Here is a 26,110-nt window from a genome sequence, read left to right as displayed (position 1 = left end):
GCGGGACTTTTTAATTCAGCGCTTCTCTTTAAAATTCAAGATATGAGTACGATTCAGGCAGTAATATTTGATATGGATGGATTGTTGATTGATTCAGAACCTTTGTGGCAGGAAGCCGGTTCCGAAACCCTTTCTACCTTCGGCATCAACTTAACCGATGAGCAATACCATTCCTCAACCGGATTGAGAACACCTGAATGGATCGATCATTGGTTTGGATATTTCGGAATTGATAAAGCTCATGCACCCGAGGCCATCAAAACCATTGAAGCGACGGCCATTGCAAAAATCAAGGCCAGAGGAGAAGCCCTGCCCGGTGTTGAATACATCATGAATTATTTCCATAATAGAAACATACCCATAGCCATTGCTTCTTCTTCACCCATGAAATTGATTGATGAAGTTGTAGAGAAACTTTCTATCGGTCAATTTTTGCAAGTAAAAACTTCGGCTGAAAAACTTGCTTATGGCAAACCCCACCCGGAAGTGTTTATCAACTGTGCCAAGGAATTGGACATGCGTCCGCAACATTGCTTGGTATTTGAAGATTCTTTCAATGGTATGATTGCAGCCAAAGCTGCTAAAATGAAATGTGCTGTGGTACCTGCTCCTAGTGTTCAGCAAGAACTTCGGTGGAAGGCAGCAGATTTGGTGTTGAGTTCTTTAAATGAATTCAAAGGATTCTAAAACGTGCCTGAATAGAATACGTAATTGGGATTTTTTTGAAGCCCACGCTGAAATCCTCACTCTTATCGCCAAGTGAAATATTACTGTTTAGGAATCTGTTTTCTCTTGTAGCACTAAATGCATACGTTTCGGGTTCGGTAATTTCTATTGCTTCACCTAGTTTTTCTGAAACAGCTTCGCAGAGGTAGCTAGCTTTTTCTTTGGCAGCTCGTATCGCTTGTTTGCGTATGTCCTTCAAGAATTCTACCATTTTTGTGTGACCAATTTTTACAATTTGAATTGATACTGTTGCATCGTCGTTCAATTTCGACATCATTTTATCAATCAGTTCAACATTATTAAATTCAATTACATATCGAATAGTGTTGTTTAAAACAGTTTTCTTTCCGCCAAATTTCCGCCAAATAGATGCCGAAAGCCCTTCATAGGAATCTACCGAGATATTCTTTTCCGGTATTCCAACAGCTTTACAAGTATTGATGAATTCTTCTTTCACCGCTGCAAGCTCGGTTTTAGCTTGGCCCCTTTTCTCGTATTCCGTCAATTCAACTGAAATAAAAATTTGATCGGGTATAATTTCCATAGATGCGGTACCAGTAACCGAAATTGTTTTAGGAGCGGTAGTGCCGGTTTGAGTAAAAGCGGCGAAGGAGAAAAAAAATAGGAACATGACTGTTGTGGTAATCGACTTCATAAAGGTTTATTTAGGTTCAAAATAGGGGAGAAGTTACAAATTCAAATACGATTCAACTGTTTCAAAATGTTAAAGGTTTCCCGGCTTTCAAACAATTTTTTTTCGTAAAATAGGGCTATATTCGTTCGATTGTTTGTTCAACTGAAGGCTCATGAGTGCATTTGTACACCGATTGAAAAATACCAACCTCGTGCGGAAAGTGGTTTATTTGGTGGTAGGATTGGTTTCCTATCCCGGGTTAACCTTGCTGAATTCGCTTTCCATTAAAGGAACTGAACACATTAAAGATTTGCCAAAAAGAAATGTGTTGTTTGTGAGCAATCACCAAACGTATTTTGCCGATGTTATTACCTTTTTGCACATATTCTGTGCCGTTAAGTGGGGTAAAGAGAACAGATTGGGCATCCCTTATTACTTATTGAATCCCTTCACAAAAGTATATTATGTAGCTGCGGAAGAAACAATGAAAGGAAGTTGGATCAGTCGATTGTTTACTTTGGCAGGTGCGCTCACTGTTAAAAGAACTTGGAGAGCCGAGGGACAAGAAGTTAGAAGAACGCTTGATCCTTCAGACACTCGTAAAATTCAAAGAGCCTTGTCTGATAATTGGGTGATCACGTTTCCTCAAGGAACAACCAAACCCTTTGCCCCCGGAAGAAAGGGAACGGCTTTTATCATCAAGGAAAACAGACCGATAGTAGTGCCGGTTGTTATTAGTGGATTTTGGAGAGCTTTCAATAAGAAGGGTTTGAAGTTCAAAAAGAAAGGAGTGGTGCTTTCTGTTACTTTCAAAGCACCTCTTGAGATAGACTACGATGCTCCAACGGATCAAATTTTAGATCAAGTAATGGATGCAATTGAGCAAAGTAAGGAACACATGATGAAAGGGCCGCATCATTGGCTCAAAATTGACAAATAATAACGCTGTTTTGCCACGCAATTAAACTTCAATTGGGCATCAGTATGAAACTTTTTGTTGCGATCTTTTTAAGCTTGATTCCGTGCTGGTGTTTTTCGCAAGCATCGGTGTTTGGTACTGTGTTAGAAGAAACCACGGGGCAACCTCTCTCCAAAGCCAGCGTTTACATCAACAATTCTACTATCGGTACTACCACCAATGATTCCGGCTTCTTTGATCTCAAGAAAATCAATCCGGGTTTTTACGATATTGTTGTTAGTTATGTTGGATACAATCCTGTTGTGTACCGCCTGCAAATTCAAAGTAAGGATTTCAGGATCACGTTTCGACTTCAAAAAAAGCAGAATGAGCTACGCAATATTGTAGTAACCACCAAGCGTGAGAAAGCGGAGTGGATGCGAATATTTCGTGAGCACTTTTTGGGAGTTACACAGGCCGCCAATAATTGCAGTATTTTGAATGAAGATGAAGTATTGTTCGAAGAAGGAGATACAAAAAAAGAAATTAGAGCTTTTAGTGCGGTGCCTTTGGAAGTAGTGAATGAGGAATTGGGCTACCTCATACATTTTCAATTAGAGCGGTTTTCGTATGATCCTGTAACGCAAAAAGTATACTTCTACGGGTATACGCGTTTTGAAGATTTGATTGGACGAGATGGGAAAGTAAAACTTAAGTACATTAAGAATAGAGAGCGCTACTACAAAGGAAGCACGATGAATTTCTACCACTCGCTGCTCGATAAAAACCTGGCTTTAAATCATTTTTCTGTTTTCGATCAAAATAGCAAAGCGTTCACAGAAGAATCCTTGAAAACGCTGTTGGTGCAAGATAGTACCGCAGGTTTGAATGTGTATCGACTGAACATTGCAAACTACTTGGAAATTCGATATTCCGGTATTCTTTATGGATCGGGTTATTTGGCAAGGCGTCAACCGTTTTCAGGTATGGGAGGACGCATCTTTACGGCTAAAATTCGAATGGTAGAACCACCGGCTTTTTTAGATCAACAAGGAGGCCTCGCCAATCCCCTTGCAGTTATGTATGAAGGATATTGGGGATTTGAACGCGTTGCTAATATGCTTCCGGTAGACTATCGGCCTGCTAAATAAGCTTTGATTATTTAGTGAACAAGGCTTTTAATTCATCTGCTTCCGAGGGTTTCATTTTCCCTCCAAGTATCAAACGAACTTGACGACGGCGCAAAGCACCTTCAAACAATGTTTTCTCTACCTCTGTCTCCGGAATAATAGGTGCCACTTTTCGGGGCTTTCCGTTGGGATCAAGTGAAACGAAGGTAAAATAAGCTTCATTGCTCTTGTATTTGTATTGATGTACCACATCTTCACCCCAAATTTGGAGATGTACTTCCATGGAGGAATTGAAGGCGCGGGAAACTTTGGCTTCAATGTGTACCACATTGCCCAATTTGATGGGAGCTTCGAATGAAATGTTATCAACAGAGGCTGTAACCACGGGAGCATTGCAATGCTTCATGGCGGCTAGGGCTGCAGCAATGTCCATCCAATACATCAATCGTCCACCCATAAGATTGCCAAATGTATTGGTATCGTTTGGGAGCACTAATTCAGTCATAACCACATGCGACTCTTTTGCCGTTTTTGCCACTTGATCCATTGAATAAAATTTTTGCAAAGATACTGGTTGCGTCCTAATTTGAAAGAACCAGTTTGATTAGTAGGAAACCACTAGTGAATACTAGAAAAAGCCCGAATTCGTTAGTTTTTATGTGATGAAAGCTGCAATTAGAACAGGTATGTTGGTGGTTTTTATAACCACTATTTTACAGTCGTGTGAGAATGATAACTCGTGTGAATCCTGTCAAACTCCCTTTATCGGTGCGCAAATAAAATGGACCGGTTCTTTGTTGAATGGCGGTTGCGATTGGGTACTTGTGGTAGACAATATGGGCTCTTATCGTGCCATTAATTTACCCGAGCATTATCAGAAAGATTCCCTGCGTGTAAAACTTCGATATGAGTTGATGACGCAATCGTTCAAATGCGGCAATGCTGCTTTAGCCTATCCTTATATTCGGATTCTCGCGATTCAATAAATTGGTACTATTAAGAGATGATTGTTCTCTCCATCTTGTTTAAAAAGTTTTGGTCAATATCAGCTCCGATTCCTGCTTTTTCCGGAAGTTCCAAAAAGTAATTGTTGTAAACGGCACCACCTAATACGGGGTCGGCCAAATGACCCAATAAGCAAGTATCCAAATCGTAGAATTTGATGCCATCATGACTCATAGCGAGATGCACTTTTGCTGTAAGAGCCATTCTGCTTTCAACCATTCCGCCAAGCATGCATGGAACATTGCGTTCTTTGCAGGCATCCGCAATTCTGATTGCTTCACGAATGCCACCCGATTTTGCGAGTTTAATGTTTACATAATCGCAGGCATTCGCTTCAATTAATCGAATCGCATCTCTGTGATCGAATACACTTTCATCGGCCATTATTTTAATAGGAGAGAGTGATTTCAATTTGGGCAAAAGAGGATCGTTGTAACGCCTCATGGGTTGTTCGCAGTATTGAATATCATAAGCAGCAATTTCTGTTAATGCGTAGAGCGCGTCGTCAAAAGTCCAGCCTTGATTGGCATCTATCCTTAACTGAATATCGGGTTCTACTGCTTCTCGAATTAGTTTCATTCTAAGAACGTCTTCCTTGGCATTTTTGCCAAGTTTGACTTTTATGATCTTGACACCATCTTTTACATATTTAACAGCGGTATTTGCCATTTTTTGCGGTTCTGCAATTCCGATGGTAAGATCGGTTTGGATGGTTTTTCGTTGTCCGCCAAGAAATTGATAAAGAGGCAAATTGGCTGCTTTTGAGCTGATGTCATAAAACGCCATATCAAAGGCGCTCTTGATTGAAGTGTTGTTTGAAATATAGTCGTCTAGTAGTTTTAAGCACTGTTCTATTTCAAGCGGGTTCCAACCTCGCAGCATTCTTGCAAAATCTTTGGCTACTTCGTAACAGGTGTTTTGCGTTTCCCCAACGAGCATAGGAAAGGCTGAACATTCACCTACACCTGTGATTCCTTCGTTCGTGTGAATTCTGATGAATATATTCTGAGTATAATAGGAGGTTTCTGTGGCGATCACAAAGGGTTCCATTGGGATCGTTAATTTGTAAATTTCCGTGCTTGTAATTTTCATTTGAACTAGAATAGATTTGGAAAATACTAAAAAAACGGAAGAGTAAGAGATAGTTTAGTTGCTTTAGCCTATTTCTTATCATATCTCAAATAATCGATATTTGTTTAATCCAATGTTAACAATTGTTTTCAGTGAAAATATTACCGTAACTTTTGAGTAGAAAATTAACTCCATGAAATACATGCTCCTCTTATTTGTAACGCTTTCTGTTTTTCACAATGCCAAGGCACAGGAAGATAGTGTTGATTTGACCGGCACCTGGGTTGGAAATTTAAAAGCCAATGGCAATTTTAGCGGGTTGGATCGAAACTATGTAATGACTTGGGAATTGGTTCAAGTGGAGCGTGAAGTATATGGTATTGTATATTTTTTCCCTCAAGACACGAAGGATGGTGATAAGGCCAATTGCTGGTACACCTGGTACGGGAAAATGGGTAAAAAGCAATCATTTCCGTTCTCGTTTATTCAAGGCCGTTATATAGATGGAATGGGTACTACGAATTGTTATCAGTTTAAAGTGGAATTGAATGATACGGGTGATGTAGCTTCATTAAAGGGTATTTGGTTCTCTAATTTTGAGAGCCTGAACACTTTGGAGAAGCCCAATGGGAGCTTTGTGATGCAAAAGCGGAGTAACCATGTGTCAGACCAGCTCTGGTTAAAGCGACGTGAAAAAGCAATTCTAGATAAAATTAATCGGCAATAGCAGAAGCAGAATCTAACAAACGTTTTTTTGTATCATAGATTCGGTTAAATTTGCGCCATATTGGTAGCAGATATGAGTCAAACAAATCTAGGTACAATTTCTTTCGACAATACCGAGAATGCATTCGCATATAAATCGGACAAATCTCTCAAGCAGGCCCATTTTTTGTTTTCATCAATGAGCTATGCTAGTTTGGTACGTTGGGGTACTAAAATTACTCCCTGGGCTATCAAGATCGGTCTTCCCATTCAGGGAATTATCCGCAGCACCATCTTCAAACAATTTGTAGGAGGAGAAACACTTGAGGAAACTGCTTCAGTTGCTAAAACTTTGGGTGATTATAAAGTTCAGGTGATATTGGACTATGGGGTAGAAGGCGGCGAAGACGGGGAAGCCGGATTTGATCATTCTTGCGAGGAATTCATCAAAGTGATCAACTACGCTGCAACTCAACCGAATATTCCTTTTATGAGTATCAAAGTAACCGGATTGGCACGCTTTGGACTTTTGGAGAAATTGGATCAATCGGTACATTCCCATGCAGGTAGTTTGATGAAGCGCTATGCAAAGGCATTGGAAGGTTTGAGTGCCGAAGAACAAGCAGAGTGGCAAAGAGTAAGCGCTCGGTTGCAAAAAATATGTGCTACTGCGGCAGAAAAGAATGTTGGAGTGTTGGTGGATGCAGAGGAAACTTGGATTCAAGATCCGGTAGACGTACTAACCATCTTGATGATGGAACAATACAACAAAACAAAAGCAGTTGTTTACAATACCTATCAACTGTACCGCCACGATCGCTTGAAATTCTTGGAGGATTCTCATGAAGCGGCCGTTATTCGCAATTTTATTTTAGGAGCGAAACTGGTTCGTGGTGCTTACATGGAAAAAGAAAGAGCAAGAGCGCAACAACTCAACTATGCTTCTCCCATTCAACCAAGCAAAGAGGCTTCGGATCGCGATTACAATGCCGGGGTGCGTTTCTCTATTGAGAACCTCGACCGAATTGCGGTAATTGTGGCTTCTCACAATGAATACAGTAATTTACTGACTACTCAATTGATGGACGAAAAGGGCATTCCCCACAACCACTCTCATGTCCATTTTTCTCAATTATATGGAATGAGTGATAACATCACCTTCAATTTGGCAAACGCCGGCTTTTCTGTGAGCAAATACCTACCATTCGGACCTATCAAAGACGTGATACCTTACCTAATGCGCAGGGCTCAGGAAAATAGCAGTGTAGCCGGACAAACAGGCCGAGAATTAGGCTTGATTAAGAAAGAGTTAGAGCGCAGAAAAAGCAAAAAATCTTGATTCTATTTCAAAGAAATTATTAAGAAGGTCGCTTCCAATTGTTAATTACTTTTTACTCCAAAAATCTACTTTGGGTTTAATTTGCAGGCATGAAACAGTATCATGACCTGCTCCGCCATATTTTGGATACCGGCGTCCAAAAACATGACCGTACCGGTACCGGAACCATCAGTTGTTTTGGCTATCAAATGCGCTTCGATTTGAAAGAGGGGTTTCCTTTGGTGACTACTAAAAAAGTGCATTTAAAGAGCATTATTCATGAATTGCTATGGTTCTTGAAAGGCGAAACCAATATCCAGTATTTGAAAGAAAATGGAGTGAGTATTTGGGATGAGTGGGCGGACGAGAATGGTGAGCTTGGACCCGTTTATGGCAAGCAGTGGAGAAGTTGGGAAGGTGCCAATGGAGTTGTGGTGGATCAAGTAAAAGATCTGATTGATCAAATTAAAAAGAACCCAGACAGTCGTCGTCTTATCATTAGTGCATGGAATGTTGCAGAGTTGCCGAAAATGGCATTGATGCCTTGCCACAGTTTGTTTCAGTTTTATGTTGCCAATGGCGAATTGAGTTGTCAATTGTATCAAAGAAGTGCCGATGTGTTTTTAGGCGTGCCCTTTAACATTGCATCGTATGCTTTGCTTACTTTGATGGTTGCGCAAGTATGCAATTTGAAACCAGGCAGCTTTGTACATAGTTTTGGAGATGTTCATATTTATAACAATCACATTGAGCAAGTGAATCTTCAATTGAGTCGAGAACCATTTCCCTTACCAACTATGAAATTGAATCCGGAAGTAAAAGACATCTTCGGTTTCAAGTTTGAAGATTTTACCTTAGAGAATTATCAGTCACATCCGGGAATCAAAGCTCCGGTAGCAGTTTAAAACCCAATAGCATGGTAGTTTCGATAGTGGTGGCCGTTTCAGAAAATTTAGCAATTGGAAAAGACAATCAGTTGTTATGGCACTTGCCTAACGACATGAAATTCTTCAAGAATACCACTTGGGCGATGCCTGTGATTATGGGTCGGAAAACCTTTGAAAGTCTCGGAAAACCTTTGAACGGCAGAACCAATATTGTGATTACTCGTAATGAAGATTGGAAACAGGAAGGTGTTTTGGTTGCTAAAAGTTTGGAGCAAGCCATTGAATTAGCTAAAACGGTAGATGCAAAAGAAGCCTATGTAATTGGCGGGGGAGAAATTTACAAGCAAGCTTTACCTTACTGTAACAAACTTTATATTACTAAAGTACATACTCAAATAGATGGAGACACTTATTTTCCAAAAATAAGTGAGCATGAATGGGAGCGTGTGTCGCTGCTCGATTTTAAGGCCGATGCCAAACACAAATGGGATTATAGTTTTGAAATTTGGAACCGAATAATGTAAGCAATGTATTATTAAATAATTTAATAATTTTTAATTGTTAATTTATTGATTATCTTGTTGTTCCAATTTCAAAACCAGTTTTATTATTCTTGTGTATTCAAAAACACAGTTAGCACTCAAGTATATTCAATATCTATTCACCGCGTCTAATGGCAAAGGACACGGTACGCATTCCCCTTTTGTCTACGATTTTATAGAAAAAATATTAATTGATCGCACTCCTTATAAAGCCTACGAAACTGTTGAGTTATTAAGAACTCAATTGAAGCAGGAAGAAGAATTATTGGAAGTGGAAGATTTCGGAGCAGGCTCGGCTTATGAATCAGTAAAAACCAGATCCGTTTCTTCCATTGCTGCCAGGGCAGCCAAGCCCCGAAAATTCGGACAATTGTTGTTTCGCATTGTTCAATACTACAAACCCAATCACATTATTGAACTGGGCACTTCACTTGGAATCACTACTTCCTACCTAGCTTTGGCTAATCCCGATGGTTTGATTCATACTTTAGAGGGGGCAGAGTTGATTGCCAAAAAAGCCGAAGAAGACATCAAGTTGCTAGGTATAGAGAATGTACGTATCATTAAAGGCAATTTTGACGTTACACTGCAGCGGGTTCTGGCAATGATGCCGGTGGTAGACATGGCATTTATAGATGGCAATCATCGAAAAGAGCCAACGCTCCGGTATTTTGAGGCGCTCTTGCAAAAAAGGTCTGAAACCTCAATTTTTATTTTTGACGATATTCACTGGAGTAAAGAGATGGAGGAAGCTTGGGAAGAAATCAAAAAACACGAAGGTGTGATGTTGACAGTGGATTTGTTCTTTGTGGGGATCGTGTTTTTTAGTCCGGCGTTTAAGGTGAAACAAGATTTTACGGTACGCTTTTAAAAATTGGTACCTTCGATTGGATCTTACGAATACGAATTAACTATCATTTTATATTATGATTATTGGCGTTCTAAAGGAGCCTGCTCCTGAAACCAGGGTATCGCTCTTACCGGAAGGCGTTGCTTCGCTTACCAAAAAAGGCATTGAAGTGTGGGTTGAAAAAGATGCCGGTGTTACTGCATCAGCAACTGACGAAGATTATTCTAAAGTAGGTGCAAGTGTAAAATCGGCTTCTGAAATTCTACAATCGGCCGAGATTGTATTAGCCATTCAAACTCCTGCTGTAGCGGCTTGGCCTAAAAAGGCTACTGTATGGGTAGGGGTGTATCAGCCATTGTATCAGCAAGCAGTGATGAAAGATTGGGCCGCAAGCGGAAATACTGTTTTTAGTTTAGACATGTTGCCGCGTACTACGCGTGCTCAAAGCATGGACGTGCTCAGTTCTCAAGCCAACATTGCCGGTTACAAAGCAGTGCTTACGGCTGCGGGAATGTATCCACGGTACTTCCCTATGTTTATGACAGCGGCGGGCAGTATTGCTCCGGCAAAAGTGTTGATATTGGGAGCGGGTGTGGCGGGGCTCCAAGCCATTGCCACGGCCAAACGCTTGGGTGCGGTAGTAGAAGTATTTGATACCCGTCCGGCAGTAAAAGAAGAAGTGATGAGTTTGGGTGCCAAGTTCGTAGAAGTAGAAGGTGCGGCAGATGCAAGTAAAGCAGGGGGATATGCTGTTGAACAATCGGAAGATTTCTTAAAACGTCAGAAGGCAAAAATTGCTGAAAGCATTGCGAAAGCTGATATTGTTATTACAACGGCTCAGATACCGGGTAAGAAAGCGCCGATTTTGATCACACAGGAGATGATTGAAGCAATGAGAAAAGGAAGTGTGATCATTGATATTGCTGCGGCCACCGGCGGAAACACTGAATTGACGAAGAACAATGAAACCATTGTTCATAAGGGAGTTTCCATTTATGGCAACTCTGCGCTACCTGCTACAATGCCTTCAGACGCTAGTAAATTATATGGAAAGAATATTACCAATTTCTTACAACTGATTATCACAAAAGAGAATGCATTGAATTTGAATTGGGAAGATGATTTGGTGAAAGGCTCTTGTGTGAATTTTGGTGGTGAAGTGGTGCACGAACGTGTAAAATAATTAACGAATTACAATAGCAAAATATGGAGCAAGTACTTAATTGGATCAGTCAGCATCAAGAAATGATCTATATCGTGATCCTAATGATTTTCGTTGGGATCGAAATCATTGGAAGAGTTCCAAGTGTATTGCATACTCCTTTAATGAGTGGTGCAAACGCCATTCACGGAGTGGTGATCATTGGAGCCATCATTGTAATGGGGAAAGCGGAATCTGATAACTATATCGCGCTTATTCTAGGGTTACTGGCGGTTGTGCTGGGAACGCTTAATGTAGTAGGCGGATTTGTAGTAACAGATCGTATGCTAGAGATGTTCAAGAAAAAGAAATAACCATTACCGTTAGTACTCATTTTAATTTAGAATTATTATGGAATTTTCAATATTAACCCTTTGCTACCTCATCGGATCAGTAACCTTTATTGTAGGGTTGAAGATGCTATCGAATCCGGCTTCTGCCCGGAAAGGAAATTTGGTAGCAGCTGTGGGAATGACGATTGCAATTTTAGGAACTATTTTCTTATATAAGGACTCGGAAACCGGTCACCCCCTCGGAAACTATCCTTGGATCTTCGGCGGATTGATTATTGGCGCCATTGTAGGAACATTGGCAGCCAAGCGCGTTAAGATGACGGCCATGCCGGAAATGGTGAGCTTATTCAATGGTATGGGAGGCGCTTGTGCGGCGCTGATTTCATTGATTGAGTTCAACCACCTTTCCCATGAGCTTGAAATTAATATGGATGGATGGCCTTCCGGAAAATTACTGATCATTTTACTCGGACTTATCATTGGTTCTGTTTCGTTCGCAGGTTCTATCATTGCTTGGGGAAAGTTGAATGGGTCTATAAAAGACTTTTCATTTAAAGGACAGCATATCTTCAATATTGTATTGTTGTTAGTGATCCTTGGTTTGGCGGCTTATTTGATAGTTGTACCTACAACATCGGCGCTCCTTGTATTTTACATCATTTTTGCACTTTCTCTTTTATATGGAGTGTTCTTTGTATTTCCAATTGGCGGAGCAGATATGCCGGTTGTAATATCATTGTTGAACTCCTTTACCGGTGTGGCTGCGGCTTGCGGTGGTTTCTTGTACGACAATAAAGTAATGCTAACCGGTGGTATCCTTGTAGGAGCAGCCGGTACGCTATTAACGATATTGATGTGTAAGGCCATGAATCGTTCTTTAAAAAATGTATTGATCGGTTCATTTGGTGCAACAGCATCGGGTGGTGGCCAAAGCAGTGCCAGTGGAGGTACTTACAAAGAAATTAGTTTGAGCGATACAGCCGTGGTGATGAGTTATGCATCCAGAGTGATGATTGTTCCCGGTTACGGATTAGCGGTAGCACAAGCCCAGCATGCTTGTCATGAACTGGAAAAATTATTGACTGAAAAGGGAGTGGAAGTAAGTTATGCCATTCATCCGGTCGCAGGACGCATGCCCGGGCACATGAACGTATTGTTGGCAGAGGCTGATGTGAGCTACGACAAGTTGATGGAAATGGAGCAAGCCAACGATCTTTTCGCCAATACAGATGTTGTGTTAGTATTGGGTGCGAATGATGTGGTGAACCCTGCTGCAAAATCGGATCCTGCTTCTCCTATCTATGGAATGCCGATTTTAGATGTTGAAGCTGCCAAACATTGCATCATCAATAAAAGAAGTATGAAACCCGGCTATGCAGGTATTGAAAACGAGTTGTTCTTCCGTCCTAAATCATCAATGTTATTTGGAGATGCCAAGAAAGTATTGCAGGATTTAATTGCTGAAATAAAGAGCTTGTAGGCGCGGTATTTTGTACCTTCGCGCCATGTTAGAACCTTCACAAAATGTATTGCCTCAAGGCTTGATTCAATCTTTAAAAGGGTTGACAGGATTTGATGAAGCAGCATTTGTGAAGGTTCATTCTTTTGGGGCTACTGATGTGCATTCTATTCGTTTGAATCCGGTTAAACCTTGTATCAATTTAGAGCAGCGTTTAGCAGATTCCTTACATGCGAATGGTGTAGTACCTCCTCCTCGTATAACCATGCAATCCATTCCGTGGGAATCGCAGGGTTATTATTTGAACGAACGTCCTTTCTATACTTTCGACCCCTTGTTTCATGCAGGTTCTTATTATGTTCAGGAAGCATCCAGTATGTTTTTGGGCTGGGCATTGAAACAGTTGATCGATTCCAACGCGTCGATTCGTGCGTTGGATTTGTGTGCTGCTCCCGGTGGAAAAACAACCTTGCTTCAATCGTACCTTAATAATCAATCGGTATTGGTGGCCAATGAAGTGATCAAGTCGAGAGCTGCCATTCTCCAAGAAAACATAACCAAGTGGGGAGCTGAGAATGTGGTGGTAACCAACAATGACCCTCAACATTTCAAAAAAATGGAAGGGTATTTCGATTTAATTGTGGTAGATGCCCCTTGTAGCGGAAGTGGATTGTTTCGAAGAGACCCTGATGCTATTAAGGAATGGAGCGAGGATGCGGTTCAATTGTGTAGTCAACGACAGCAACGTATTTTGAGTGATATTCTTCCTTCGCTTAAGGAGAATGGCTGCTTGATCTATTCTACCTGTTCCTATTCAAAAGAAGAAGACGAAGCAATTTGTGATTGGTTGTTAGAGGAAATGAATTGCGAAAATGTACCATTGGAGGTTCCAAGCAATTGGGGAGTGGTTACAACAGAATCGGGTAAGGGTGCCATAGGATACCGTTTTTGGCCTGACAAGGTTCAAGGCGAGGGCTTGTTCTTAGCATGTTTTCGCTGTAAACAACCTAATTTTTTTACTGAAGGAAAGAAGAAGAAGCCAACAATTGGATTGTCGAAGCAAGAGATCGCCTTGGTTCAGAATTGGGTAAAAGACGCCGGCGAATACGAATATCAAAAAACGGAAGATTTGATTTTGGCCATGACACCTACGGTAGCTGCTGTAGTAGAAGAGCTAAAAAGCGGAGGCCTTTATATTAAACAGGCGGGAATTGCGGTAGGTAAGTCAACCGGAAAAGAAATCATCCCCGATCCGGCGCTGGCTTTAAGCGGCTTGAATAGCGAACACACTGTTGTGGTAACGTTAAAACACCGGCAGGCGCTGCAGTATTTGTCGCGGGAGGACATGACCGATTTTTGGCACGATTTTGAAGTTCAAATGGCGTGCGACGGTGATGAAATGCAGACTCAGACGAAGAAGCAAGCACTTAAAGCAAAAAAAGGATGGGCATTAGTTGCCTATAAAGGAAGGAATTTGGGATGGGTGAAATTGTTAAGTAACCGTTTAAATAACTATTATCCGAAAGAATGGCGCATCTTGAAAAAGCCCGTCTTCTAAATTTTTCGCATCTTTGTATTAACCAGTAATCAGACCTATGTTTCAGATCAAAACCCTTTTCACAATAGCCCTGTTGGTACTTGGAATGGCCGTAAAAAGCCAAGAAAGTTTGATGATTGAAGGTACAACCGGGGCCTTCTATCTAAATCATAAAGTTGCACCTAAAGAGAATTGGTACAGCATCGGGCGTTTGTTCAATATTTCTCCTAAAGAACTAGCGGCCTATAACAAACTTAACATGACCCAACCATTAAAAATTGGTCAGGACTTGAAAGTGCCGTTAACAGCTTCCAACTTTGACCAACAAGGTCAATCGGCGGCTGATGAAAGTTTGGTTCCTCTTTATCATAAAGTGAAAGAGAAGGAATGGATGTTTCGGATCAGTACTACCTACAATAAAGTTCCTATCGCTAGTTTAGAGTCTTGGAACCATATCAAAAACGATCAGTTGAAAGCTGGGATGAATGTGGTGGTAGGTTATTTGAAAGTGAAGACCTCATTGAGTGCGTTCTCCGGAAAAGCGGTGAGCCCTGTTGTAGCAAAAGTGGAAACACCTGCGCCGGTAAAGCAAGAGCCGGTAAATACAAAGCCGGAACCACCTGTGAAAACAGAGCCTGCGAAAACCGAGCCTGTGAAAGTAGAACCGGCAGTTGTAAAGAATGATCCACCGAAACAGGTAGTTGAAACAACTCAAGTAAAAACTGTTCCTGCTCCAGTCGTGAATTTGCCAAATACAAAAGGTGGTGCGTTTAAAAGACTCTATGAAGAATCTGGAAAGTCGATAGCCGGTAATGCCGGAGTATTCAAAAGCACTAGCGGGTGGAACGATGGAAAGTATTATGCTTTGATCAATGATGTGCCAGTAGGGACCATTGTTAAGATCAGTTATTCTACTACTAACAAATCGGTGTATGCGAAAGTGTTAGGCCAGTTACCTGAAATGAGAGAGAGTCAAGGATTGTCGGTTCGTTTGAGCGATGCTGCAGCGGCAGAATTAGGAGCTGAGAACGGTAAGTTTTATGTGGAAGTGAAGTATTAAGAAGTTAGAATAATAAATACAGAAGGGATTCACATTTGTGAATCCCTTTTGTATTAGAAATCGTTTGCATCTGATTAACCAGTTGGTCACATTCAGCTAACATCCCGAAAGTTCTTTTGCAAAAATATTTTGCAATGAAATTCTTTACTCGTTGTTTACTATTTCTCTTTCTTTTGATTTCAGGAGGACTAGCTGCTCAAGAAACAACTGCCACTCTCTCAGGTATTGTTACTGATTCAAAAGGTATTCCGGTACACGGAGCCAGTGTTGTTGTTACGTATGAACCAACAGGAATCAAGTCGGCTTCTCAGTCCAATTCAAAAGGGTTGTTTGTAATTCCAAACTTAAAACCGGGAGGACCCTACACCTTGATCATTAGTTTTGTTGGACTCAAAGAAATGAAGTTCGAAAACATTCAACTGAGTTTGGGGTCTAATCCTGAACTGAAATTGGTACTTACGGAAGATTCAAAAGTTTTGAATGAGGTAGTGGTAAGTGGATCGAAGAAAACAGTAAATGCTTCTTTGAGTGTGGGCAAACAGCAATTGAATGTGTTGCCTACCATTGGTAGAAGCTTGGGTGATGTAACCCGCTTGGTTCCTCAATCGAACAATAACTCATTTGCTGGTTCAAACTTTCGTTATAATAACATTACTTTAGATGGAGCCATAAATAACGATGCTATCGGGTTCAGTAATTCATTTGGTGGCGTAAGTGGTGGTGGACAAAGTGGTACGGCCGGTTCAGGAACGCGCACAAACCCTTATAGCATGGATGTGATTCAAGAAGTACAAGTGCAATTAACACCATACGATGTAAAAATTGGAAACTTCACCGGAGGAAGCGTGAATGCGGTTACCAAAAGTGGTACCAATCAATTTCACGGATCTGTTTATGGTTATGGAAGAACACAAGCTTTGGTAGGTAAAAGTGTAGACAGTTTGCACTCTAAAATTGGTTCTGATTTTTACGATTATCAAACAGGGTTTACTATTGGTGGTCCAATTGTAAAGAATAAACTGTTCTTCATCGTTAATACTGAAATTACCAGAAAACAAGAGCCTACTTTTTACAATGCGGGTGATCCGGGTGCGGCTATTAGCATAGCAACTGCTCAATCGATTGTAGACCAGTTGAAAAATAAATATGGATACGATGTGGGTAGCTACGGTAAGTATAAGATATTTACCAACAGCGATAAACTGTTCACTCGATTCGATTGGCATATCAACAATGCCAATAATTTAATGGTGCGCGCCATCTATACAGATGGAAGTGGAAACAACTTGGAGCGAAGTTCCACCAATTTTCAATTTTCTTCAACGGATTTCACGCAGCACACAAAGAATTTAAACCTAGTAGCAGAACTCACTTCCAAGCTTTCTCATCATCTTAACAATGATTTGATCTTAAGTTATATCAATGTTCATGAGTACCGCGATTTCCCGGGAGTATTGGCTCCCTTTATTGATATTGATAATGGTAGAATTTGGGCAGGAACTTGGAGAGAAGCTTCTATTTATAATATGAAGCAGCAAACGGTTGAATTCACCGATAATTTGACGCTCTTAAAGGGAATTCATAAGATCACCTTGGGTACCCATAATGAATTTTATAACATTAGTTACGGTTTTGTAAACTCATGGAATGGCCGATGGGAATACAATGGTGGCGTGAATGCCTTTTTGGCCGATAACCCTAGTAGAATAAGAGGTGCTTTTACGATTGACACAAAATTGACGAATACGCGTGAATATCTCTATAACAATCCCCCTAATCCGTATAAGGTGAATTTATTGAGTGCATATGCACAAGATGAAATGACATTAAGTCGTCAGTTTAAACTTACATATGGATTGCGCTTGGATTACTCCTATGTTCCAACACAGCCGGTATTAGACGATGCTGTCAAGAATACTGTTGAGTATATTTCCCAAAGCCCAACTTATAGTCATACAGCGTTTAAAGATTTGAATAACAAATGGCTGGGTAGGCCAAGTTTGTCTCCACGTATTGGATTCCAATATACCCCCAATAACAAGCTCACGATCAGAGGTGGATCGGGCATTTTCACCGGTAGAATTCCCTTTGCTTGGTTAGGCTATGCGTATACTTTGAATGGAACCACCTATGGTAATATTGACTGGAACAATATTGCTTCGGGAACCAAAGTGCCGCTTGCCATTGATCCTGTTGGATTGAAAGACACGGTTACCAAGTACGGCGGTACTTCTAGAAGTTCAACTCATGAAGTTGATTTGATTGATAACAATTTCAAACTCCCAAGAATATGGCGATCCAATATTGCTGTTGACTACAAGTTTGGAAAAGGATTGAAGCTTACCTTGGACGCCTTGTATACAAGAACATTGTATGATGTGAACTTTCAGCAAATTAACTTGAAAGATACCGTCGCTTACTTTACTAATACTCCTCAAATTACAACTCCTGTTTATGTTGGTGGTAAGGTAAACAGTGCTTTTTCTAATGCCTTTTTCTTAACCAATACTACTCAAGGATATCGTTATAATTTGACGGCTCAATTGTCCAAATCAGGTACACCTATTAAAATTGATGCTAACAAGAGCATTCAATACAGTTGGATGATTGGGTACACTTATGGAGAAAGTAAAGATCTTGCTAATGGTATCCGCAACTCATTCCAAAGTAACTATGAGTTGAACCCAACAATTATTCCTGGCAATTCACCTTTAGCATATTCCAACTTCGATGTTCGTCACAGAATTGTTGCCAATGCTTCGGCTGCACTCACTTGGAACAAGTCAAACCAATCGGTTATCAGTATTTTCTATTCAGGAATTTCCGGCAGTCCATATAGCTTGGTATATCAATCAGCTCCTTTCGGTAACGGATCGAACGCGCCCTTACCTTATATTCCTAAAGATGCATCGGATATTCGTTTGGCTGATAATGGCACTTATACAGCTGCTCAACAGTGGAACGACTTGAGTGCATTTATCAATGGCGACTCGTATTTGAAAACTAGAAAAGGTCAATATGCGGAACGCAATGGTTTAAGAACTCCTTGGAACCATGAATTGGATATGAAGTTGATGCACACTATTAAATTCAATAACGAAAAATCGTTGCAATTAAGTTTGGATGTATTCAATGTATTGAATTTGATCAATAATTCTTGGGGACATATTACTTACGTAACCAATGTAAACAACTACACGGTGAACTTCTTGAAGTTTGTTACCGATGCAAACGGAAAGAAACCGGGTGCGCCTTCAACAGGATATCAACCTACATTTAATTTCGTAAAACCAACTACTTCCAATGGTCAGTACTACACCGTTGATCCAATCAACTCGAGATGGCAAGGACAAATTGGAGTGAAGTATATCTTTTAATTGAGCATCACAGTATTCATTTTGTTATTCCCCCCCTGAAGTTCTCTTCGGGGGGCTTTTTTATGCCTTGAATCCTCGAAGAAAATCTTCAGTGGCCATGCGTTTCTTTCCTTCTAACTGAAGTTCTAAAACTTGAACAGCCTGTGTGCCGCAAAAGAAAAACAATCCTGATTTGTCTTCAATACCGAACTGTCCGGGTTCTCCGGTTTTTTCAACAATGCTTGTTTTAAATATCTTAAGCAATTTACCATTGAAGGAAGTGAAAGCCCCCGGAAAGGGAGAGAGTCCACGGATGAGATTGTGTACTTCTTGAGCCGATTTTGTAAAGTCGATCTTACACGTTTCTGTAAAAATTTTAGGAGCATGTTTTAGTAGGTCGGCAGGATAGCTCGACTGCGGTTTTTCCTGAATACTGCCTTCTGCTAGACCAATAACTGTTTTTACGAGCAAAGCAGCTCCAATGTCTTTCATACGATCGTGCACCGATCCTGCAGTTTCATCAGCACCAATTGAAAAGGATTCTTGCAATAGAATATCGCCCGTATCAATTTCATGTTTTAGTTTGAAGGTAGTAACGCCTGTTTCGGCATCGCCATTGATCACGGCCCAATTAATGGGAGCGGCACCGCGGTACCGAGGAAGCAAACTGCCATGGAGGTTAATGGTTCCGAGAGGCGGCATGTTCCAAACCAATTCAGGCAGCATTCTGAATGCAACCACAATTTGCAGATCGGCATTGAATGATCTTAATTCTTCAATAAACTCCGGGTTCTTTAATTTTTCCGGTTGCAAAACAGGGATCGAATGGGCTACTGCCGATTTCTTTACGGCACTTTCTTGCAAATGCATCCCTCTTCCGGCCGGTTTGTCGGGTGCTGTAACTACTGCAACGATGTTAGCACCTGCTGCAATCAATGCTTCTAATGAGGCCACTGCAAAGTCAGGTGTGCCCATGAAAACGATGCGGAGGTCTTTGAATGCTTTATTGTTCATTGTTTTCGGATACGTTTATTCAAAATCGGGATACAAAAGGTTGCGCTTTCTAATTAGTTTGAAAGCATCGAGGTCTTTTTTCCAAGAGGCACGAATGTCTGCTTCTGGTACTTGATCCTTTATTTGTTTCCAAAGGATATTATTTCCTGCTAACTTGTTGAAAAAGGATTCTTCCATTTTTCCTGATTTGGGTAAAATGAAGAAGGAATCTTTGTTCGGAAATAGCTTGTATGCTTCTATCAACCACTTTAGTTGAATTTGTCGGTTCACTTCTTTTTTTACCTTTTCGGGGGGGGCCGCTAAATTCCATCCATAACAAGTAACGTTGTAATGTTTCGAGCTTTTAGCTCCTTCATTTGGAACGGGTGTAAAAGCGTATAAGTTTTTGGGATAGGAGGGATGTCCAAACACTTGAAAAGGTGTAGGGGTTCCTCTTCCTTCACTCAATACTGTTCCTTCAAAAAGGCAAGTAGAAGGATACCAGTAAATAGAAGCCATATTGGGAAGGTTGGGCGAAGGCCGTTCCGGTAAGTCATAACTGGAAGCATGCGTATAATTTTCGCATTTAATCACTAAGAAATGAAAAGGAGTATCTTTCGAATTTTGGGCGTTTTTATAATAGTTGAATCTTTTGTTGGCTTCGGGACTCAACCATCCTTCACGGGCCAACATCCATCCATATTCGCCGATGGTCATTCCATATACAATGGGAACTTGTTTTCTTCCTACAAAACTTTGGTATTTCAAATCGAGCACGGGCCCATCTACATAATTGCCGTTTGGATTGGGTCGATCTAAAATCAAAAAAGGTTTACCCGCTATTAGTACGGCTTCCATCAATTCTTCCAAAGAAGAAATATAGGTGTAGAATCGAACGCCCACATCTTGAATGTCGAAAACAACAATATCAACGTTTTGTAGATCTTCGGCTGATGGGCGGTGTTTAGAGCCATATAGAGAAATAACCGGCACACCTGTTTTGGGATCTACATAATTGCCTACTTTTTCACCGGCACTGGCCTTTCCGCGAAACCCGTGTTCGGGTCCAAAAATAGTAGTGATGTTCACCCCAAGTTTTTGGAGGGTGTCTACCAAATGGCTGCTCCCTACCATCGAAGTATTGTTCGCGAACACTCCAATTCGTTTTCCTTTTAATAACGGTACATAAACCGAAAGGCGTTCGGCTCCGGGGATCACTCGGGTGTTTTGAGCAGTGCCGGTTTTAAATACAAGTAAAAAACTAAAGATGGCGAGGACTATTTTCATGCTAAATCTTTGAAACTCAAAGGTCATAAAAACTTTGCACATTGGGCGCAGGGGTGGGTTTTTTGGGAAAACTTTTGTGTCTAAAACCGATTTTATGGCCTACCTTGCAGCCTGACTTCCCGGTAAACGGAGACGGATTATGCATTCTTTTTCGCTTTGATGGAGAGTCTCATTCTGATTAATAAAAAAATTAAACATGCAACAAGTAAAAAGCGGCGATACCATTAAAGTGCATTATCATGGACGTCTCGTAAGCGGTGAAACATTTGACAGTTCTCAAGGTCGTGAGCCTTTGGAATTTGAAGTAGGCAGTGGAATGGTGATTCCAGGCTTTGACAATGGTGTTACCGGTATGACAATTGGAGAAAAGAAAACCATTCACATTCCGGCAGATCAAGCATATGGTCCGAAAAGTGCAGAATACATGGTGGAGTTTCCTTTGAATCAATTCCCACCCGATATGAAACCTGAAGTAGGCATGCCCTTAACCATGACTACAGCTCAAGGTCATCCTGTTCAAGTGGTGATTGCTGAAATCAAAGAAGAAGTTGTGATTTTGGATGCTAACCATCCTTTGGCCGGTCAAGATTTGATTTTTGACTTGGAATTGGTGGAAATCAAAGGTGGCAGTCCTTTGATCATTATGCCTTAATACAAAGCTTAACGAACAATTTTTATAGAATCCCCGAAAGGGGATTTTTTTTATAATTTACGGCAATATTACATTCTCTATGTTCAACGATTATTCATTTTCAGTTCAAGAACGCTTTCTTCGTTATATTCAAATAGACACGCAAAGTGATCCCAATGCCACCGCTTTTCCTTCTACTGAAAAGCAAAAAGATTTGGCACGCATTCTTGTTATTGAATTAAAAGAATTAGGCTTGCAAGATGCAGAAATGGATGAATACGGTTATGTGATGGCTACCATTCCTGCGAGTGGTTCCAAAAAGTATCCGGTGATCTGTTATTGCTCACATATGGATACAGCTCCCGACTGCAGTGGCAGCGGTGTAAAACCGCTTGTGCATGAAAACTATGATGGCTCCGCTATAGTACTACCCGATGATGAATTGCAAGTGATCACAGTTGACGAGCATCCATACTTAAAGGAACGCATTGGTGATACCATCATAACTGCTTCCGGTACAACCCTACTTGGAGTCGACAATAAAGCAGGTGTTGCCATTATTATGGACATCGCTCGCTATTTCATGCAGCATCCGGAATTGGAACACGGAGCTATTCGCATTTTGTTTACTCCGGATGAAGAAGTAGGAAGAGGCGTTGATAAATTGGATTTACAAAAGCTTGGTGCCGATTTTGGCTATACATTCGATGGTGGTGAAAGAGGCGCATTTGAATACGAGAATTTTTCAGCCGACGGTGTAACTATTGAATTGTTTGGAGTGAGTGCACACCCCGGTGCGGCGAAAGATAAATTGGTAAATGCTATTAAAATGGCCGCCGATTTTTTGGAGCGCTTGCCTAAAGGCGAGCTGTCGCCTGAGTCAACAGAAGGAAGGTACGGCTTTGTGCATCCTGTTCAAATGGAGGGAATAGCAGAAAAGGTAACATTGAGGTTTATTATTCGTGATTTTATTACAGCCAAGTTGGCGGCTTACGAGCAGTTCTTGAAAGATAAGCTCGATGAAACATTGGAGGCTTTTCCGGGCGGAAGGGCCAGTTTCACCGTGAAAGAGCAGTATCGTAACATGAAAGATGTGCTGGATAAGCATCCCCACGTTATTGCCTATGCGGAGAAGGCAATTAGAGACTCCGGATTAGAATTGAGGGTAGAACCTATTCGTGGTGGAACAGATGGAGCTCGACTCAGTTTTATGGGTTTGCCTTGCCCGAATATTTTTACAGGAGAAATGGCTTTGCATGGTAAGCATGAGTACGTAAGTGTGCAGGACATGCAAAAATCGGTTGAAGTTGGGGTTCGTTTGGCACTAAGTATTGAACCATTGGTGTAATACCCAGTTGCGGGTAGCCCGATTTGCCATTTTTGTCTTACTTTCAATAAAAATAAATTGCCATGGATTTTCTTGTTCATAACTGGTATTACATCGTAGCAGTACTCATACTGTTTATGGGTCTCAAAACCATCAATCAGGGATCAATTGGAGTAGTAACCGTATTCGGAAGATATCAACGTATTTTGCGTCCGGGTCTTCGACTCATGATTCCCTTTGTTGAGCAGATCTACAAAAAGATCAGTATTCAAAACCGTTCTGTTGAAATGGAATTTCAAGCCGTAACAGCAGACCAAGCGAATGTTTATTTCAAAAGCATGCTCCTCTATGCCGTTCAAAATGCCGATGAAGAAACGATCAAACGTGTAGCATTTAAATTCATTGGCGAACGCGATTTCATGCAGGCGTTAACGAGAACCATTGAAGGAACCATTCGTTCCTTTGTAGCAACAAAAAAGCAAGCTGAAATTCTCGGACTGCGTAAAGAAATTGTAGAGTATGTAAAAGAACAAATCGATCATTTGTTGGAAGATTGGGGCTATCACTTAATGGACCTCCAAATCAACGATATTACGTTCGATCAAGCTATTATGGATTCTATGAGTCGCGTAGTGGCTTCTAATAACTTGAAAGCGGCCGCGGAAAACGAAGGTCAGGCTTTATTGATCACAAAAACCAAGGCTGCCGAAGCGGAAGGTAATGCGATCAAGATTTCTGCTGAAGCGGAGAAATCTGCAGCGCAGTTGAGAGGTCAGGGTGTGGCTTTGTTCCGCGAAGAAGTAGCACGTGGTATGAGTCAGGCTGCTGAACAAATGAAGCAAGCGAATTTGGATACCAATGTGATTTTGTTCAGTATGTGGACAGAGGCCATTAAGAATTTTGCAGAAGTTGGGAAGGGTAATATCATTTTCTTGGATGGTAGTAGTGAAGGAATGCAGAAAACAATGCAACAAATTATGGGTATGTTAGAGATGAAATCTAACAACAGTATTCAGAAATAGAAATCAATTTTAAGAAGATCCAGATGTTTTGAAGAAGAATCGTTTGGATCTTCTTAGTTTAATTTAGTTACAAGAGCCAACGAAAACAGGGTTTTAAACGTAGTAAGTTAAGAAACCAATCTCATTTTGTTTATTGTTAATTTGTTTACGCCATGAAAAAACTATCCATTTTTGTAGCCCTTTTTCTTCTAGTAGGCTTAGGAGCTTGTAGTAAAAAGTCATCAACCGGAGTAGGTCAATTTCAAGTAGTGAATGCTTCCGCCGGTTTTGGACCTGTTGATGTTTATATGGATGGCTCAAAATTCATTTCTAATCTTGGTTACGAAGACGCTTCAGGGTACCTACCCTTAGCAGAGGGCTCTCATGTGATGAATTTTCCTAGTGCGGGTACTACTACATCATTGTTCGATGTTAATTTAACTACTGCGGCCAATATCAATCAAACCATGATTGTTTATGGAAGAACCAGTTCTTTACAGGTATTTGCTGTTCAAGATAATATTTCTTCACCCGGATCTAATAAGGCAGCCATTCGTTTTTTTCAATTATGTCCTGATGCGCCATTACTTGATTTCGGAACTTTGGTGAGTGGAACTTATACGCGACTTTATACGGCAAGAAGTTTTGAAAATGCAACAACGGCCTCTTCCAATTCTGGATTTAGTACCATAGATCCTGGCACCTATACTTTTCAAGCAAAAGTGAATGGGGCCGGAACAACATTATTGACCGCCGGAGGTTTTACTTTTGAGGCAGGAAAAATTTATACACTCTACTTATCAGGTACTAGTGGTAGTCCTACTGATCCGTTGGTTTTATCAATGGTGGTTCATAACTAGCTTTCGAATAAACAAATGGAACCGCCTACCCATTCTTTGTCTTTGTTATAGCGAACACCGATCATTTTACCTTTACTTAAGCGTGCTAAGTTAATAGCAGCTTTTGGGCGAGCCCATTTTTCATTCCATAGATAAATGACACGTATTTCTGCTTTTGCAGGCTCATCGGGAGTTTCAACGATGGCTGCATAGTTCACTTTCTTTTGTAAGATCCAATTTTCCGGATCGGTTATTTTTTCGATATCAGCCGGGGTAACGTCAATAACTACTCCCTGCCCTGCAAACGAGAACAGTGGTTTCAATACATAATTCTCTAAGTCTTTCGGTACTTCCTTGATCTCATTCAAGAAAGAAGTTTTAGGAACATAGGGGTGATCTATGAAGGGCAGCGTGAACTTACTAATTCTGTAGAACCAATTGGGATGGGGTACCCATTCAACATTCCATTCTTTCGTAAGATCAAGATAAGAACCCAAATTGGGAGCTTGTGCATGCAGATCGTCGAAAATTACGCGGTTGTATATACGCTTAATAGGAGTTTTCAATCCGGTTTTTTCGTTGATATAGTAAAGATCTTTTCCTTCTGTGATCACTTCTGTAATGCAAACCGGTTGGATACCTAAATAGTCTTGTGTACAATAGAAATCAACCCGCGTTTTTTGTTCGTGTGGTTTGATCTCTAAGAGTATAACTTCTTCAGGTTGGTGCTTTCCAATTACAATTTCTTTAAAATCTTTCAAGTATGATTCTTTATCATAGCCGCTCAAGTAAGGGGTGAAATTGGAAGGCAGGTCGTACGATTGGAAGACAGCTTCATTGAAATGCACTTGGAACCCTAGTAAGGTTGGAAACCCTTGCATTTCGATGAGTTGAGGCTCTAATTCGTTTTTATCGTTGATACAGATGCCAAAATCAAATGCAATCATTTCTGCCAGATTCGTTTCATTGGGAACCGTATCTGTTTTGGGGATGGCTCGATTGGTATAGTTTTTAAAATTGGGATCGGTGATGATGTCTACAATGCTTTCACAGGCATCCATCATTTTCTTTGTAAAAGCTTTGTCAATAAATACCGGCGTTTCAGCAACTCGGAACTCAATAGCGCCCGGATGTGGGGCGTTCAAATTCTTTAAAAAAGTCTGATACTTTTCTTCTGTAAAAGCTGCATTAAAAGATTTTCGAATAGCCGGAATCATGATGGGAATTTCTTTGAAATGAAGATAGGGAAAAAGGAGGAATACGGGAAACGAGGAAGCGAGGAGCGAGGAAGCGAGGAAATACAGAAAGAAGAGGGGGAGGAACAAGGGGGAGATACAGGAACGAGGAAACGAGGATGAGA

Annotated in this window: 25 protein-coding genes; 19 read left to right on the top strand and 6 right to left on the bottom strand. The window is 40.8% G+C overall.

Features of this window, described 5'->3' with window-relative positions:
• The first annotated feature begins 42 nt into the window (after positions 1–42).
• Positions 43–687, top strand: a complete 645-nt coding sequence (gene hxpB / locus ACQ2HE_RS07795; protein ID WP_430898869.1) for a hexitol phosphatase HxpB — start codon at positions 43–45, stop codon at positions 685–687.
• Here the strand turns inward: hxpB and ACQ2HE_RS07790 are convergent.
• Positions 674–1,381, bottom strand: coding sequence for an SIMPL domain-containing protein (locus ACQ2HE_RS07790; protein WP_430898871.1), 708 nt, complete (start codon positions 1,379–1,381; stop codon positions 674–676). The two genes, hxpB and ACQ2HE_RS07790, sit on opposite strands and share 14 nt — an antisense overlap.
• A gap of 151 nt (positions 1,382–1,532) precedes the next feature.
• Between ACQ2HE_RS07790 and ACQ2HE_RS07785 the strand changes: the two genes are divergently transcribed.
• Both ACQ2HE_RS07785 and ACQ2HE_RS07780 read left to right on the top strand, forming a co-directional pair.
• Positions 1,533–2,300 (top strand): lysophospholipid acyltransferase family protein, encoded by a 768-nt coding sequence (locus ACQ2HE_RS07785; RefSeq protein WP_430898873.1) that lies wholly within the window; start codon positions 1,533–1,535, stop codon positions 2,298–2,300.
• A 44-nt stretch (positions 2,301–2,344) separates the two neighbouring features.
• Positions 2,345–3,409 carry a carboxypeptidase-like regulatory domain-containing protein gene (locus ACQ2HE_RS07780; RefSeq protein ID WP_430898875.1) on the top strand — a complete coding sequence of 355 codons (1,065 nt, stop codon included), beginning with the start codon at positions 2,345–2,347 and terminating at the stop codon, positions 3,407–3,409.
• A 7-nt stretch (positions 3,410–3,416) separates the two neighbouring features.
• On the opposite strand, the gene ACQ2HE_RS07775 is transcribed toward ACQ2HE_RS07780, so the two are convergent.
• Positions 3,417–3,935 carry an acyl-CoA thioesterase gene (locus ACQ2HE_RS07775; RefSeq protein ID WP_430898877.1) on the bottom strand — a complete coding sequence of 173 codons (519 nt, stop codon included), beginning with the start codon at positions 3,933–3,935 and terminating at the stop codon, positions 3,417–3,419.
• 115 nt (positions 3,936–4,050) lie between these two features.
• Between ACQ2HE_RS07775 and ACQ2HE_RS07770 the strand changes: the two genes are divergently transcribed.
• A complete protein-coding gene (locus ACQ2HE_RS07770) occupies positions 4,051–4,374 on the top strand; it encodes a hypothetical protein (protein WP_430898879.1) in 324 nt (107 codons plus the stop codon).
• A gap of 10 nt (positions 4,375–4,384) precedes the next feature.
• Here ACQ2HE_RS07770 and ACQ2HE_RS07765 read toward each other — a convergent pair whose 3' ends face one another.
• The gene (locus tag ACQ2HE_RS07765) at positions 4,385–5,485 is read right to left on the bottom strand and encodes a mandelate racemase/muconate lactonizing enzyme family protein (protein ID WP_430898881.1); all 1,101 of its coding nucleotides are present in this window, start codon (positions 5,483–5,485) and stop codon (positions 4,385–4,387) included.
• 172 nt (positions 5,486–5,657) lie between these two features.
• Here ACQ2HE_RS07765 and ACQ2HE_RS07760 point away from each other — a divergent pair, with 172 nt between their 5' ends.
• The 11 genes from ACQ2HE_RS07760 to ACQ2HE_RS07710 all read left to right on the top strand — a co-directional run bounded on the left by ACQ2HE_RS07760 (position 5,658) and on the right by ACQ2HE_RS07710 (position 18,693).
• Positions 5,658–6,191 carry a hypothetical protein gene (locus tag ACQ2HE_RS07760; RefSeq protein ID WP_430898883.1) on the top strand — a complete coding sequence of 178 codons (534 nt, stop codon included), beginning with the start codon at positions 5,658–5,660 and terminating at the stop codon, positions 6,189–6,191.
• Positions 6,192–6,263: 72 nt separating this feature from the next.
• Complete coding sequence (locus ACQ2HE_RS07755; RefSeq protein WP_430898885.1) at positions 6,264–7,508, top strand: proline dehydrogenase family protein; 1,245 nt, start codon at positions 6,264–6,266, stop codon at positions 7,506–7,508.
• A gap of 89 nt (positions 7,509–7,597) precedes the next feature.
• Positions 7,598–8,392 carry a thymidylate synthase gene (locus tag ACQ2HE_RS07750; RefSeq protein WP_430898887.1) on the top strand — a complete coding sequence of 265 codons (795 nt, stop codon included), beginning with the start codon at positions 7,598–7,600 and terminating at the stop codon, positions 8,390–8,392.
• A gap of 11 nt (positions 8,393–8,403) precedes the next feature.
• Entirely contained in the window at positions 8,404–8,898 is a 495-nt protein-coding gene (locus ACQ2HE_RS07745) for a dihydrofolate reductase (RefSeq protein WP_430898889.1), read from the top strand.
• 91 nt (positions 8,899–8,989) lie between these two features.
• Entirely contained in the window at positions 8,990–9,787 is a 798-nt protein-coding gene (locus ACQ2HE_RS07740) for an O-methyltransferase (RefSeq protein WP_430898891.1), read from the top strand.
• Positions 9,788–9,842: 55 nt separating this feature from the next.
• Positions 9,843–10,949, top strand: coding sequence for an NAD(P) transhydrogenase subunit alpha (locus ACQ2HE_RS07735; protein ID WP_430898893.1), 1,107 nt, complete (start codon positions 9,843–9,845; stop codon positions 10,947–10,949).
• Between the two features lie 23 nt (positions 10,950–10,972).
• Positions 10,973–11,281 carry an NAD(P) transhydrogenase subunit alpha part 2 gene (locus ACQ2HE_RS07730; RefSeq protein ID WP_430898895.1) on the top strand — a complete coding sequence of 103 codons (309 nt, stop codon included), beginning with the start codon at positions 10,973–10,975 and terminating at the stop codon, positions 11,279–11,281.
• Between the two features lie 37 nt (positions 11,282–11,318).
• Positions 11,319–12,740, top strand: a complete 1,422-nt coding sequence (locus ACQ2HE_RS07725) for an NAD(P)(+) transhydrogenase (Re/Si-specific) subunit beta (RefSeq protein WP_430898897.1) — start codon at positions 11,319–11,321, stop codon at positions 12,738–12,740.
• Positions 12,741–12,765: 25 nt separating this feature from the next.
• Positions 12,766–14,277 carry a methyltransferase RsmF C-terminal domain-like protein gene (locus ACQ2HE_RS07720; protein ID WP_430898899.1) on the top strand — a complete coding sequence of 504 codons (1,512 nt, stop codon included), beginning with the start codon at positions 12,766–12,768 and terminating at the stop codon, positions 14,275–14,277.
• 37 nt (positions 14,278–14,314) lie between these two features.
• Positions 14,315–15,316: a LysM peptidoglycan-binding domain-containing protein gene (locus ACQ2HE_RS07715; protein ID WP_430898901.1), complete on the top strand. Its 1,002-nt coding sequence runs from the start codon at positions 14,315–14,317 to the stop codon at positions 15,314–15,316.
• A 134-nt stretch (positions 15,317–15,450) separates the two neighbouring features.
• Positions 15,451–18,693 carry a TonB-dependent receptor gene (locus ACQ2HE_RS07710; protein ID WP_430898903.1) on the top strand — a complete coding sequence of 1,081 codons (3,243 nt, stop codon included), beginning with the start codon at positions 15,451–15,453 and terminating at the stop codon, positions 18,691–18,693.
• A gap of 60 nt (positions 18,694–18,753) precedes the next feature.
• Here the strand turns inward: ACQ2HE_RS07710 and fmt are convergent, their stop codons facing one another.
• Both fmt and ACQ2HE_RS07700 read right to left on the bottom strand, forming a co-directional pair.
• Positions 18,754–19,686, bottom strand: coding sequence for a methionyl-tRNA formyltransferase (gene fmt, locus ACQ2HE_RS07705; protein WP_430898904.1), 933 nt, complete (start codon positions 19,684–19,686; stop codon positions 18,754–18,756).
• A 15-nt stretch (positions 19,687–19,701) separates the two neighbouring features.
• A complete protein-coding gene (locus ACQ2HE_RS07700) occupies positions 19,702–20,952 on the bottom strand; it encodes an exo-beta-N-acetylmuramidase NamZ family protein (RefSeq protein ID WP_430898905.1) in 1,251 nt (416 codons plus the stop codon).
• A 196-nt stretch (positions 20,953–21,148) separates the two neighbouring features.
• Here ACQ2HE_RS07700 and ACQ2HE_RS07695 point away from each other — a divergent pair, with 196 nt between their 5' ends.
• The 4 genes from ACQ2HE_RS07695 (at position 21,149) to ACQ2HE_RS07680 (ending at position 24,771) form a co-directional block, all read left to right on the top strand.
• Positions 21,149–21,604, top strand: coding sequence for an FKBP-type peptidyl-prolyl cis-trans isomerase (locus ACQ2HE_RS07695; RefSeq protein WP_430898907.1), 456 nt, complete (start codon positions 21,149–21,151; stop codon positions 21,602–21,604).
• A 79-nt stretch (positions 21,605–21,683) separates the two neighbouring features.
• Complete coding sequence (gene pepT, locus ACQ2HE_RS07690) at positions 21,684–22,931, top strand: peptidase T (RefSeq protein ID WP_430898909.1); 1,248 nt, start codon at positions 21,684–21,686, stop codon at positions 22,929–22,931.
• 62 nt (positions 22,932–22,993) lie between these two features.
• Positions 22,994–23,932, top strand: coding sequence for an SPFH domain-containing protein (locus ACQ2HE_RS07685; RefSeq protein ID WP_430898911.1), 939 nt, complete (start codon positions 22,994–22,996; stop codon positions 23,930–23,932).
• A gap of 152 nt (positions 23,933–24,084) precedes the next feature.
• The gene (locus tag ACQ2HE_RS07680; RefSeq protein ID WP_430898913.1) at positions 24,085–24,771 is read left to right on the top strand and encodes a DUF4397 domain-containing protein; all 687 of its coding nucleotides are present in this window, start codon (positions 24,085–24,087) and stop codon (positions 24,769–24,771) included.
• Here the strand turns inward: ACQ2HE_RS07680 and ACQ2HE_RS07675 are convergent.
• On the bottom strand, positions 24,768–25,967 hold the full coding sequence (locus ACQ2HE_RS07675; protein WP_430898915.1) for a hypothetical protein: 1,200 nt from the start codon (positions 25,965–25,967) through the stop codon (positions 24,768–24,770). The genes ACQ2HE_RS07680 and ACQ2HE_RS07675 overlap by 4 nt on opposite strands.
• Positions 25,968–26,110: the final 143 nt, after the last annotated feature.

It is taken from the genome of Endoryza foliicola (genome assembly GCF_050589245.1).
In the GTDB taxonomy this organism is placed as follows: Bacteria; Bacteroidota; Bacteroidia; order Chitinophagales; family Chitinophagaceae; genus Endoryza; species Endoryza foliicola.
The sequence above is the reverse complement of the archived record's forward strand: the minus strand, read 5'-3'. Positions and strand labels throughout refer to the sequence as shown.